Source organism: Pseudoalteromonas sp. Ld19 (genome assembly GCF_045064135.1).
Taxonomy (GTDB): Bacteria; Pseudomonadota; Gammaproteobacteria; order Enterobacterales; family Alteromonadaceae; genus Pseudoalteromonas; species Pseudoalteromonas aliena.
The window spans coordinates 212536-225595 of the sequence record NZ_JBISHA010000022.1 but is presented as its reverse complement, the minus strand read 5'-3'; the positions used below and the strand labels follow the sequence as shown (position 1 = coordinate 225595).

Below are 13060 nucleotides of genomic sequence, written 5' to 3'. Positions count from 1 at the left end.
GTTTACTCTTTAATTATCGGCAGGGTGATATTAGCACACAAGCCGCCTTGATCTTTATTCGATAATACTAAACTACCGCCGTGTGCGGTAATCGCATTTTTTGCAATTGCTAAGCCTAAACCAGTACCACCACTTACACGATCCCTGGCATCTGATTGCCTAAAAAACGGCTCACAAAGTTTATTAAGTTGCTCATCTGGTACACCAGAGCCATCGTCACATATTTCTATATAAATTGCATCACAGTGCTTTAGTGTAACGCTAATGGTGCTATTTGCGTATTTAATGGCGTTACGCAGCAAATTTTCAAGAGCGCTGGCAATAAGGGCTTCATCGCAGTCAATGCTCACTTGTGCATCACCACTTACTTGTAATTTTTTACTATTTTGTTTGGCCTCAAATTGTGCATCATTTAGCACATGGTCAACAATAATTTGTAGTGACTGGGTTTGTAATGAAAGCGCTTGGCTTTTTGCTTCTAAGCGAGAGACTTGCAGCACATCAGCAATCATTTTATCTAACTGATTAGCTTCTTTTTCTATACGTAATAAATACGACTGACTAGCTTCGTTTGCTTGCATTTGAGCAAGGCCCGTTGCCATTTTTAAACGCGTTAATGGCGAGCGCAACTCATGGGATATATCGGCAAGTAAGCGTTTTTGAGAGCTAATAAGTAGCTCCAATTGATTTGCCATGCTGTTGAAGTCACGACCAAGTATGCCAAGTTCGTCTTTTCTGTTTATTGAAATAGCAGCTCGCGCACTTAAATCGCCATTGGAGAGTTTAATCGCGGCTTTCTTTAAGCTGTTAATTGGCGCAATTAAATTGCGACTAAATAAAAAGCTTAAAATCAGAGAAGCAAAAATAGCAATAAACACTTTCATCCAAATAGGCATTAATTTTAAACGAATAAAAAACGGCTGTTGCTGATTAATATCTATTTCGTATAAATAAAAGTCACCTTCAGGCAGGGTTATTTTTATAGGTCCAAAAGCTTGGTATTTTTCGGTAAAAATAACTTGTGGAGCCATATTTTTAGTGAAATTAAGTAAGCTTAAATCTACATCACTCGGCACTTGTTTGCTCGTCAATGAATCCTCAAGTTGATCTGAGTTTAAATATAATAATTTGCGTTTGGATAGGCGAGGATGAGAGAGCGTTTCACTAAGCGAACGCCTGTGTTTAATAACCGAGCGCTCGAGGTTTTTGGCTGTGTAAAGCAGGTTTTTCTTCATAGGCCCGTGCAAAGGCTCATTACTTACCGCATTGATTGCAGTAATGTTACTTAAAAAAATGAGTGCAGTAACCGTGCCTATTATTGTTAACCAAAACCATATAAATATTTTAAAAAATAAATAATGTCTAGGGTTTTTAACATAAGTAAACAAAGCAGACTTACTCGCCTTGAATGAATACATAGCCTGTGCCTCGCATTGTTTTAATTCGCTCTGTAGGGATGTACTCAGCTATTTTTTTACGTATATTACTAACGTGCATGTCTATAGAGCGATCGAATGACGCCAAGCGGCGACCCAACACCTCTTCGCTAATCAGCTCTTTACTCACCACGTCACCAGCATTTTTGCAGAGCAACGCTAATATTTCATATTCGGTGCCTGTAAGGCACAACACATGCTCGTTTATAGAGGCTTCTCTGGCAGCATAATTAACGATTACACCATTGATTAGTACTTTGTTACTGGCCGTCATATTTAAACTATTTATATGCTCAATACGGCGCGTAATTGCTTTAACACGGGCGAGTAATTCACGGTGGTTGAAAGGTTTTGGAATATAATCATCGGCGCCTAGCTCTAAGCCAAAAATGCGATCGAAGTCTTCGCCTTTTGCAGTGAGCATAATCACCGGTGTCAATTTGGTTTGTCTTAACTGTTTAAGTACTTCAAAGCCATCGAGAGTCGGTAGCATTACATCAAGCAATATGAGTGCGTAGTCGTTCGCCTGAGCTAGCTTTAAGCCTTGCTCGCCATCGTGTACGCTTTGTATTTCAAAGCCCTGCGCCTTTAAATACTCGCTTAACAGCTCACAAAGGCCCGTATCGTCATCAATCATTAATAGTTTCATTTGCAAACCCTTAGAGTTACTTATGGCGTAATTTTACGCGCAAAATTATCTGAAAGTGAATCTTTACACAACCTTTACACTGCTTTGCGTTACTTTGCATTGCAAGATGTATAGTTAACTCAGCTGATTAAGCAGTGACAACTAACCGAACTAAACCATAAGTTAAACCCATCGTTAAGGTATGATTATGACTAAATTAAATACACTTTCTAAATTAGTACTTGTTTGTGGTCTTGCAACTGCCACTCTAGGTGCAGGTAGCGTAATCGCTAAAAGTGACGGACACAAGCAAGGCCATTCTCAAGCGCATTTTTTACTTTCTGAACGTGGTGCTAATAAGCTTGATTTAACCGATGAACAACAAACCCAATTAAAAGCAATTTTTGAAGCTCAAAAAGCCCAAATGCAAACGCTAAGAGGCACTGATAAAGAAGCCCGAAAAGCGCAGCATGAGGCTAACAGAGCAAAAAAAGAAGCATTACTTGCTTCTGTTAGCTTTGACGAAAATGCAGCAAAAGAATTATTAGCGCAACGCCATCAAAAAGGCGAAGAGGTTGGACTCATTAAATTAAAAACTCAGCATCAGGTATGGCAAGTTTTAAATGCAGAGCAACGCGAGAAATTTGAAAAAATGCAAAAGCGTATGAGTAAAAAGCACCGTAAACAAAAAAGTTAATTTTACTTTTTTGTAAATACAGGGCTAAGTAAAAACCGAGCAACAAAGAGTTGATCGTCCCTAGATCGAGCTCAAAGGGTAGCGCATGTTTGGCATTTACACTACGTTATCGCCTATTTATGGGGAATAACCACACTACATAGGCTCTGTCTTGCCTAAATACCAAACAGTCTGCTGTAAAATCAATCACGAAGGGTCAGCACGCCCCAAAAAACCAGCGTAATGCTGGTTTTTGTTTTTAGGGCATTATGGAGATAAATTATTTAAAAAAATCATCTTCATTTTTAGCCATCATGGCTTCAATATCTTCAATCATGTCTTGGCTAAATTCATCTGCGGAGGTGATTGGCGCAGAAATTTTATTATTTTCAAACGACCACTCACCGAGATCAATAAGCTGGCAGCGCTTTGAGCAAAACGGGCGAAATGGACTTTGCTCTGACCATTCAACTTTAGTTTTACAGGTTGGGCAGTTTACAACAGTAGGCATAAATTACTCTCTACAAATTTTTGGTGCATATTACATTACTTAACCTGAACTCTGGATAATAAATCTATCTCAAGCAGCTATTTTCAGCGCTAACTACGTTGAATTTACTTACAATAGGCCCGCTATTGATGCGTAAATTTGCCTTGTTTTCACTGAAAATCTCTGGCTAGAGAATAATAAATTTAAATATCACCATGATTCAATACGTTCGTAAATCTCTTAACCTGAGTTCAGGTTACTTAGATGTGAGTCTCTAAGTATTCTAAATTATATCTTCAGAGCTTTATAATTATTACGGTGAGTCTTTAAAAATTAGTCACACGGTTAATTTCAGCAAGTGAGGTCATACCATCAGCGGCTTTACGAATACCAGATATACGCAAATTATTAAACCCAGCTTTAAGAGAGACATCTGCTATTTCTAATGAGTTGCCGCCGCGCATAATAATTTGGGCAATTTCAGGAGTGATTTGCATAACTTCGTAAATACCCACACGACCTTTATAGCCATCAGTGCAGCTATCACACCCTTTGGGTGCATAAAGTGTCATTTCACTTATTTGTTGTGCGCTAAAGCCTTGGCGAGTGAGTTCTTCGCTTGGTAGTATTTCAGGCGTTTTACACTTAGGGCATAAACGACGTGCTAGGCGTTGGGCTATAATTAAGCTGATCGAGCTTGCTACGTTATAAGCTGGCACACCCATATTTAATAAACGGGTGATTGTTTCCGGTGCAGAATTAGTATGTAGGGTTGATAATACTAAGTGGCCGGTTTGTGCCGCTTTAATAGATATTTCGGCGGTTTCTAAATCACGTATTTCACCCACCATTACCACGTCTGGATCTTGACGTAAAAAGGCGCGTAATGCATTGGCAAAGGTCATATCCGCTTTAATATTAATTTGTACTTGGTTAATACCTTCAAGGTTAATTTCAACCGGATCTTCTGCGGTGCTAATGTTGCGCTCTGGTTTATTTAGTATGTTTAAACCAGTGTAAAGTGATACTGTTTTACCAGAACCGGTTGGCCCTGTTACTAAAATCATACCTTGAGGTTGAGCAAGTGCATCCATATATAATTTTTTTTGTTCTGGTTCGTAACCTAATACATCAATGCCTAGCATAGCGCTTGAAGAATCAAGGATACGCATTACTATTTTTTCGCCCCACAGCGTTGGCATCGAACTGACACGAAAGTCGATACTTTTTCGTTCAGTTATTTTTAGTTTTATACGGCCATCTTGTGGTTTACGTTTTTCAGCAATATCGAGGCGTGCCATTACTTTTATACGCGCAGAAAGTTTAGTTGCAAGAGTGTTGGGCGGACTTGCTACTTCGTGCAAAATGCCATCAATACGAAAACGGATGCGGTATTTGTGTTCATAGGGTTCAAAGTGTAGATCAGACGCGCCTTTTTTAATTGCATCCATCAAAATTTTATTGATGTAAACAATGATCGGCGCATCTTCTTTTTCATCATCTTTTGGTGCGGAGTCTTTTACACCTTCGGTGTCTAAGTCTGCAAATTCTTTAAATTCATCATCACTTAAATTTAAACTTCCCGCTGCATCGAGTAATTGCTCAATTTTATTATTAAGCTGAATATAATCAACAACAACAATCTCACACGACAAACCAGTGCTAAATTCAAAATTTTCAAATGCGCCATAGTCGGTTGGATCAGAGGCTGCGATGTAAACTTTTCTATCTTTTTTTACCAGCGGTAAAATATGATGCTTGCGAATAAGTTTTTCTTTTACCAGCTCTGCAGGAATTTTAGCAGGATCAAAATCTTTTAGATCGAAGTAGGGTACGCGAAATAAATCGATGCATTGTGCAGCTAAATCTTTACTGTCGATTTTACCACATTTAGAAATAAGCTCAGCTGTTGAGGTAAATTCTTGTTGTTTTTCTTTGACCATATCTGCATCGATACGACCAAGGGTAATAAACTTTCTCAATAACGGTGAGTTAATATTCATTGCGCACCTGTTTAAATCTTTCAATGTTAACAATTTATCAGAAAAAAGAAGGGGATTACATCACTCTTCACAATCTAGGCTAATTTTATAAGCTGAAACCGTAATATATGACCGTTTAAGTTGTGTTTTTTGACACTAATTTTAAGTAATGATCATGAAGTAACAAAAGATCTAACTTTACGAGTGCTAAATCGCGGTCGTTATTTAAAATGTCGTCCGCTTTTTGCTGTTTATTTTCACGAGACATTTGCGTGGCAATAATACTATTTACTTGATCAAGACTCACGCCGTCGCGTTTAACGGTTCGCTCTACTTGTATGTTTTTAGGTACGTCTATGAGGAGAGTACGATTGCACTGTTTATCAAGGCCATTTTCAAATAACAATGGTGCAACTAAAACGACATAAGCACTACTGGCCGCATTTAAATCGGCGAGTATTTTATTACGGATCAGAGGGTGAAGTAAGTTATTTAGCCACTCTTTATCTGTATGGTTAGTAAAAATACGGGTGCGCAAGGCACTTCTGTTTAACGTACCATCGCTTAGTAATATCTCTTCACCAAAGTGAGCAATTATTGCATTTAAACCTGTGCTGTTGGGCTCTACCACTTGGCGAGCGACTATATCGGCATCAATAATTGTTATCCCAAGCTCCTCAAACATATTACTGATAGCTGTTTTACCGCAGCCAATACCACCTGTTAAACCTAATACCCAATTTGGGCTTTTGGTATTTTTTTCACCTGTTTGCTTATTCATTTTAGTAACCAACTAAATTTAAATACATAGTTTGCAGTTGGTTGCCCCAAAGCATAGTGATCCAACCTGCGATTGCCAAGTAAGGGCCAAAAGGAATGGGGGTGGCTTTGTCTTTTCCTTGAATACTTAATAATGTAATACCAATAATGGCACCGACTACGCTTGAGAGTAATATAATCGTGAGCAGTGATTGCCAACCAAGTAGGGCACCAAACACGGCAAGTAATTTAAAATCGCCGTAGCCCATACCTTCCTTACCGGTAAGTAACTTAAATAACCAAAATACACTCCATAAGCTTAAATAACCGCAGGCCGCACCAATAATGGCATCGCTGGGTGATATGGTATAGCCCATTACAGATGCTATTAAGGCAAGCCACACAAGCGGTAATGTAAGCTGGTCGGGTAAGAGCATGTGATCAATATCAATGAATGTTAATGCAACTAATGCCCACGTAATTAAAATGTAGAGTAATGCTTGTTCATTAGCACCCACAGTATATGCAACAGCTAAGCTCAATAGCGCGGTAATGGCTTCAACAAGTGGGTAGCGTGCGGCTATCGTATTTTGACAACTTGCGCATTTTCCTTTTAATGCGAGCCAACTAATAATTGGGATGTTTTGCCAAGGTTTAATGGCGGTTTTACAGTGCGGGCAGGTTGAGTTGGGTTTTACTAAATTAAATGGCGTGGTATTTAAAGGTGCGCTATTTTTAAGGTCATCCTCTAATAAAATACGGCATTCACTTTGCCATTCTTTTTGCATCATTAAGGGCAGCCGATAAATGACCACATTTAAAAAGCTACCTACACATAAACTAACTAAACCAATGGTGGTTAAGTAAAACCACAATTGGCTTTGCATTACTTCTATAATACTTTGCATATAAAAAACCAAATAATTAAATAACAGAACCAAGTTGGAAAATAGGAAGGTACATAGCAACAATTAAACCACCGACCAGCACACCGAGTACAGCCATAATTAATGGTTCTAATAAGCTAGATAAGCCATCAACTGCATCATCTACTTCTTGCTCATAAATAGTGGCTACTTTGGCCAGCATATCATCAAGTGCGCCAGACTCTTCACCAATAGCAACCATTTGGATTACCATATCGGGGAATATTTTTGAATTGCGCATAGCCCAGTTCATCTGGTTACCAGAGGCAACCTCTGCTTTTATATCTAAAATAGCATAGCGATATACCGCATTACCTGAAGCACCCGCCGCAGAATCAAGAGCCTCAATTAACGGTACACCAGCTGCAAACGTGGTAGAAAGTGTGCGCGCGTAACGCGCAACGGCCGCTTTATTTAAAATCATGCCTATTACAGGTAGCTTTAATATAATCCTATCGTTGGCATCACGCAGTTTTAGGCTTTTAAGTTTGGCTTCTTTAAAAATCCACCCAGCGGCTACTATTATTACTAATGCCATCCACCAATATTCTTGCATAAATTCAGAGATAGCAATCACAAATAAAGTAAATGCAGGCAGCTCAGCACCAAAACCAGCAAAAATATCCTGAAATTGCGGGACTACAAATATGAGCAAAATAGAAGTAACAATAAGTGCCACCACTAATACCGCGATAGGATAAAACATGGCTTTTTTAATTTTGGATTTAAGCGCTTCAGATTTTTCTTTATAAATAGCAACGCGATCAAATATTTTATCAAGTGCGCCCGATTGCTCGCCCGACTCTACTAAATCGCAATATAAATCATCAAAATAACGTGGGTATTTTCTAAGTGCAGTAGACAGAGGTTGGCCGGCTTTTACGTCACCCGCAATCGCTTCCATTAGCTTACTTACACTCTTATTAGTTGCGCCAGAGGCTATCATTTCTATCGATTGTATAAGGGGGACGCCTGCCATAAGCATGGTGGCAATTTGCCGAGTTACTAATGCTATATCTTTTGGGGTTATTTTTTGAGTACGTATACCAAATAAAGGTTTTGGTTTGCGTTTAACTTTTGAGGGGGTAATCCCTTGCTTGCGCAGCTGTGCTTTAACCAAAGCAATGCTATTCCCAGTAAGCTCTCCTTCAAGACGTTTTCCTCGGGCGCTAACACCGATCCATTGGAAAGTATCGAGTCCTTTGCTTTCTTTTTTTTTTGCCATGCTGTTATCCTGCTGCTGCACCATATAGGTATAAGCTTTGTAATGTATAATAGCCATAAATTTGAACTTAAACAATTGATGCTATTACTTTTAGGTATTAATTCACTGGTAGGTTTTGAAAATGAACACTCAAAAATTTCGTATAAAACTAAAATGGGCTTTAATGCACTTTGTTTTAGGTGCTATTTTTCTATCAATACTTAGTTTGCATATTTTTAATAATTGGTTTTTTGCTGGACGCTACTTATTAACCGATTTGGTAGAGCTAACATTAATTATACTATCTTTGGATTTAATATTAGGGCCAATCCTTAGTTTTTGGCTGCTCTCACCGGTAAAGCTTTTTAAAGAAAATATAATAAATATATTTGTAATTTTATTGCTTCAATTGAGTTCATTAGCTTATGGCATTATTCAAGTCGATAGTCAAAGGCTTGAATACATAATAAAGTGGCAAGGTTCATATTTTGCTGTCACTAAAGGTGATTCAAGAAAAAGTAGAAAATTAGAAAATTTTTATACTTTTAAAGAACCAGCTGTTGGTAGTAAAAAAAGAATAATTTATAATGAGTTACTTAAAAAATCAGTTTCACCAGTTGAGATGTACGAGTTTTTTGAACAATCTAGTTTTGAAGCTGAATGTGAAAAAACATGCGAGATTATTACTAAAAAAGGTGTTGTGAATGTGACAAAAGAAAATAAAGAATTAGTTTTTAACAAGTCCCTTCATTAATACAGGTACTAAGAGACGATAGCTGCCATAATAGCTGATTGGAATTTACTATCGCTGTAATGATATAAGTATCCCCTGAGCTTGATATAGATGCTTCGCTAGCCGCAGTAGATTTTATTTGATAAGTGCCGGATGAGTTAGATATTTCTATGTCTGATATGTAGTTAGGTGCTATAAAGTCTGATTTTTTAGAACTTGTTTTTTCAAATGAATCACATTCACTAAGGGAGTGTTTGATATAAAAGCAAATTTCTACTTGGCGTTGAAGTGCGTTAGAAGCAAGAACAACCTCGGTAAATTTAGAGCGTTTAAAGTGATTGTTATAGGTAGGGAGAGCTAATGATAATAATACCCCTATAATAGTGATAACTATCATTAGCTCTACTAGAGAAAAGCCTCTGGCTATTCTCATTAGCTAGCTATTAACAAATGCCGTTAGATATACATGAGCCTGTTTGGACCCAAGTCAATGTTCCTAGCGGTGCTGCAGCTGTTCCTGCAGGCGATGGTGTTAGTATGTATGTAGAGTCATCAACCGTACTCTCGCCGGTTGCGGTAACAGCAGCTGTCTTTATTGTTATAGCAACTGATTTCACTTGTGTACCAGCTGCAGCCCCATCTGCATCTAAACCAATTTTAGCCGCTGTATCACAGTTCTCTAAATCACCTTCCCCGCGAGTTTGGTAACAAACATCAATTAAACCCTTAGCTGATGATGCAGCAAGTACAACCTCAGAGAAGCGTGCTTTTTTAGTGTAAGTTTGATATTGCGGTAAAGCGATAGCAGCAAGAATACCGATGATTGCGATAACAATCATTAATTCTATTAGGGTGAAACCCTGTTGTTTTTGAGTCATTGTTTTCATGTTTCCTCTCCTAAAGGATAGATTTTTGTATGTTCAATCATGTAAGTGGCAAGCCGCTTAACTTAATTGATTTATTTACCGTTTTATTTAAAGTAAATTTTACTGCATTTTTAGCTTAGGTTTAAACACAAAAGCTAAATACGAATTCATTATATACAAGCTATTAAACGATTAACTAAACACTCACTCCTTTATATGCTAGGAATACCAAACTGCATAAATCTTTGATCAATTTAACGAATTAAATTGCACTATAACGTCGTTAAAAATTTTTTATTTAGAACAACTAGATACAAAATTTTTGCCTAGTTCTAGCGTAATTTTCTTAACGTTAAATAGACCCCATATATAAGCGGATTGGTATAACAACTAACAGCTCAGAGTATAGACATAAAATAAACAGTTTAGTGACTTTCGTTTTTACAACGTTAATAACAAGCTGCTTTTTACTTGGTGCACCTCTGTTACTTAGTATTGCTTTTAAAGTGTAAGTAATACACCGGTGTAATTCTATCACTGTTTTTTACTATTTAGCATCGTTGTAAAGCTAAAAAAGGATACTTTATTTAACAAATTGTTACAAAGTAATCCTTTTGGGTTATTAAATGCTTTTTTTCATATTCTGTCAATGAATTAGCGAGGTTTAAGTTTTATTTTTGTATTATTTTCAGTCGAAACGCATAGATAAATCGATTGATTGTAAATTTTTTGTTAGTGCTCCGCTTGATATAAAATCAACACCCGCTTGTGAGTAGGTTTTAAGCGTTTGTAGAGTCATATTGCCTGAAACTTCAAGCTTTGCGCGTTTATTAGTTAAAACAACGGCTTGCTTAATTTGTTCAACACTAAAGTTATCCAGCATTATAATATCAGCGCCAGCATTAATGGCTTGATCTAGCTCATTAAGTGATTCAACTTCTACTTCAATTGGTTTATTTGGGTGATTTAATTTTGCTTGAGTAACGGCTTTGTCAATTGTGCCACAGGCTGCGATGTGGTTTTCTTTAATTAAGAATGCATCAAATAAGCCAATGCGATGATTTGCTCCGCCGCCACATTTTACTGCGTATTTTTGTAATGCGCGCAGGCCCGGTATGGTTTTACGGGTATCGAGTAATTGTGTTGTGGTGCCACTTAACTCTTTTACGTAATGGGCCGTTGTTGTGGCTGTGCCAGATAATGTTTGTACAAAGTTAAGCGCGGTACGCTCAGCCGTTAATATTGAGCGGGCTGAACCGGAGGCCGTAAATAAAGTGCTATTAGCTTTCACGGTATCACCATCATTTATAAGCACAGTTACGTTAACTGTTGGATCTACTTGTTTAAATACTTCAAGGATAATGTCTTTACCGCAAAATATGCAGTCTTCACGTGTTATTACTTTAGCGCTTGCTTGCTCGTTTTGTGGGATCAGTTGCGCGGTAATATCACCCTCTTGCGCAGTTTGATAATTTAAATCTTCGTCGAGAGCCAAAGTGACTAGTTGAGTGATGAGAGTGTGCGAAATAGACATAGTAAAGCTCATAAGCGTTAATAAATTAAGCAAATTTTACTATGTTTGTCGATGAAAGAGAAGCGCTTAGCTTTTAATGCTCGACTACAAACAAGATCAGTTTAGAGATGGTTTTTCCTTATTTAACCTGAATTCTGGTTAAGAGATTTACTAACGTAGTTAACGCTGAGAATAGCAGTTTGAGATAGATTTATTAGTTAGAGTTCAGGTTATTGAGCATTGATACCAAAAAACTTAGCATTGGACGTTACTCGCTATCATTTTTTTTATAAATCCTTTAGCATCAGTGCTATATATTTTTGGTATTAATACAATAAACGTGTCATGAAAATAGATTTAAATGGTGTGATGAGTAACACGCTCCAGCGTAGTTGTACGCATTTTGATGAGCGTCCAGATAATACCGATATTTCATTGTTGGTTATCCATAATATATCGCTACCCGCAGGGCAGTTTGGTACGCCTTTTGTGGATGATTTATTTATGGGATCACTTAACTGTAATGCTCATAACAGCTTTGCTGATTTAGAGGGAGTTAGGGTATCAGCACATTGTTTTATTAAGCGTACTGGCGAAATTTTACAATATGTACCTTTTTCTAAGCGAGCGTGGCATGCTGGTTTATCTGAATTTGCAGGGCAAACAGCGTGTAATAATTTTAGTATTGGCATTGAGCTAGAAGGCACGGATACCACTGCTTATACTTTAGCGCAGTACAAAGTGTTAACGAGTGTGGTGCAATCTATAATGCAACGTTATCCTAAAATAACACCTTCACGTATTGTGGGGCACTGCGATATAGCACCGGGCCGCAAAACCGACCCTGGCGATAGCTTTGATTGGCGATTGTTTTTTAATATGCTTGAGCAATCAAGCTAAGAGAGTAACTACAATGATTTTGGTTTCTATAATAATAGCATTAATACTTGAGCGTTTAGGGGCTCGCTCAAGTTATTGGCAAATAAGTTATTACGCGAATGGTTATTTAAAACGCTCGACTAAATTACTCGCAGCGAAAGGTTTATTTGCCTCAGGTATTGGATTTTTAATTTGGCTTGGGCTTCCTGTTATTGCGATGGCGTTTATTTATTGCTTATCTGACTTTGTGTTGTGGCACTTGGGTATTAATGTTGCCGTGCTTTTAGTGTGTTTTGGTTGTGCAAAACAACGTGCGTTATATAAATCATACTTAAATGCTTTAACGCGAGATGATGGTACAGCAGCATCGTTATATGCGTTGCAAATTGGGCAAAAGCGTACTGAGGATCAAGATAACGGCGAAACCTTTGGGCAAACATTAGCGTGGGTTAATTTTAGATTTTACTGCGCGGTTATTTTTTGGTTTGTTATTTTAGGTGCGCCAGGCGCTGTTTTGTATGCGTTAGTACGTACTTTTGCAGATCTTGTCAGAGAAGATCATAAGGTGATTTTTGCCAAACACTTTAAGTTAGTACATAAATTGTTATTTTGGCTTGATTGGTTACCAGCGCGTATAACGAGTTTTGGTTATTTAGTGATAGGAAACTTTAATAAGGGTACAAGTTGTTGGCTGCGTTATGCGCTTGATTTTTCCAGCCCTAATCGCAAGGTCGTCACTTGCACAGCATTAGCCGCTGAACAAGTAGAAAAACGCTATTACGGCTGTACCTACGAAGCCACTTGTATGATTAAGCTTGTTAAGCGCAATGTATTATTTTATTTAGTCCTTATAGCGTTGCTTACATTATTTGGTGGGCTGTCTTAAGTTAATACCTTCTTAATAAAGCACCTTATGCAATGTGAGGTGCTTTATCTTTTTATAATTTTCAAACACAATAAAATAGAGT

General features: G+C 37.7%; 14 protein-coding genes. 4 read left to right on the top strand and 10 right to left on the bottom strand.

Features of this window, described 5'->3' with window-relative positions:
* Positions 1-2: 2 nt before the first annotated feature.
* Together ACJJVZ_RS17880 and ACJJVZ_RS17875 are read right to left on the bottom strand one after the other, a co-directional pair.
* On the bottom strand, positions 3-1418 hold the full coding sequence (locus tag ACJJVZ_RS17880; protein ID WP_405602442.1) for an ATP-binding protein: 1416 nt from the start codon (positions 1416-1418) through the stop codon (positions 3-5).
* Positions 1396-2085, bottom strand: a complete 690-nt coding sequence (locus ACJJVZ_RS17875; protein WP_077536894.1) for a response regulator — start codon at positions 2083-2085, stop codon at positions 1396-1398. Before ACJJVZ_RS17875 ends, ACJJVZ_RS17880 begins: the two co-directional genes overlap by 23 nt.
* 187 nt (positions 2086-2272) lie before the next feature.
* On the opposite strand from ACJJVZ_RS17875, the gene ACJJVZ_RS17870 reads away from it, so the two are divergent.
* The gene (locus ACJJVZ_RS17870) at positions 2273-2761 is read left to right on the top strand and encodes a Spy/CpxP family protein refolding chaperone (protein WP_405602439.1); all 489 of its coding nucleotides are present in this window, start codon (positions 2273-2275) and stop codon (positions 2759-2761) included.
* Positions 2762-3020: 259 nt separating this feature from the next.
* Here ACJJVZ_RS17870 and yacG read toward each other — a convergent pair whose 3' ends face one another.
* From yacG to ACJJVZ_RS17845, 5 genes are all read right to left on the bottom strand, one after another.
* Positions 3021-3251, bottom strand: coding sequence for a DNA gyrase inhibitor YacG (yacG, locus tag ACJJVZ_RS17865; RefSeq protein WP_077536896.1), 231 nt, complete (start codon positions 3249-3251; stop codon positions 3021-3023).
* Between the two features lie 305 nt (positions 3252-3556).
* Positions 3557-5233, bottom strand: a complete 1677-nt coding sequence (gene pilB / locus ACJJVZ_RS17860; protein ID WP_182700994.1) for a type IV-A pilus assembly ATPase PilB — start codon at positions 5231-5233, stop codon at positions 3557-3559.
* Between the two features lie 115 nt (positions 5234-5348).
* Entirely contained in the window at positions 5349-5993 is a 645-nt protein-coding gene (coaE, locus tag ACJJVZ_RS17855; RefSeq protein ID WP_138584918.1) for a dephospho-CoA kinase, read from the bottom strand.
* 1 nt (position 5994) lies between these two features.
* Positions 5995-6879 (bottom strand): prepilin peptidase, encoded by an 885-nt coding sequence (locus ACJJVZ_RS17850; protein ID WP_405602436.1) that lies wholly within the window; start codon positions 6877-6879, stop codon positions 5995-5997.
* Positions 6880-6895: 16 nt separating this feature from the next.
* Positions 6896-8122, bottom strand: a complete 1227-nt coding sequence (locus ACJJVZ_RS17845; RefSeq protein WP_405602433.1) for a type II secretion system F family protein — start codon at positions 8120-8122, stop codon at positions 6896-6898.
* 121 nt (positions 8123-8243) lie between these two features.
* Here ACJJVZ_RS17845 and ACJJVZ_RS17840 point away from each other — a divergent pair, with 121 nt between their 5' ends.
* A complete protein-coding gene (locus ACJJVZ_RS17840) occupies positions 8244-8855 on the top strand; it encodes a fimbrial assembly protein (protein WP_405602431.1) in 612 nt (203 codons plus the stop codon).
* On the opposite strand, the gene ACJJVZ_RS17835 is transcribed toward ACJJVZ_RS17840, so the two are convergent.
* The 3 genes from ACJJVZ_RS17835 to nadC all read right to left on the bottom strand — a co-directional run bounded on the left by ACJJVZ_RS17835 (position 8836) and on the right by nadC (position 11234).
* Positions 8836-9267, bottom strand: a complete 432-nt coding sequence (locus tag ACJJVZ_RS17835) for a prepilin-type N-terminal cleavage/methylation domain-containing protein (RefSeq protein WP_405602428.1) — start codon at positions 9265-9267, stop codon at positions 8836-8838. The genes ACJJVZ_RS17840 and ACJJVZ_RS17835 overlap by 20 nt on opposite strands.
* Before the next feature lie 10 nt (positions 9268-9277).
* Positions 9278-9712, bottom strand: coding sequence for a prepilin-type N-terminal cleavage/methylation domain-containing protein (locus tag ACJJVZ_RS17830; protein WP_405602698.1), 435 nt, complete (start codon positions 9710-9712; stop codon positions 9278-9280).
* A gap of 676 nt (positions 9713-10388) precedes the next feature.
* Positions 10389-11234, bottom strand: coding sequence for a carboxylating nicotinate-nucleotide diphosphorylase (nadC, locus tag ACJJVZ_RS17825; RefSeq protein ID WP_273050388.1), 846 nt, complete (start codon positions 11232-11234; stop codon positions 10389-10391).
* A gap of 324 nt (positions 11235-11558) precedes the next feature.
* Between nadC and ampD the strand changes: the two genes are divergently transcribed.
* Entirely contained in the window at positions 11559-12113 is a 555-nt protein-coding gene (gene ampD, locus ACJJVZ_RS17820) for a 1,6-anhydro-N-acetylmuramyl-L-alanine amidase AmpD (protein ID WP_405602425.1), read from the top strand.
* Between the two features lie 13 nt (positions 12114-12126).
* Entirely contained in the window at positions 12127-12978 is an 852-nt protein-coding gene (ampE, locus tag ACJJVZ_RS17815; protein ID WP_138586618.1) for a beta-lactamase regulator AmpE, read from the top strand.
* Positions 12979-13060: the final 82 nt, after the last annotated feature.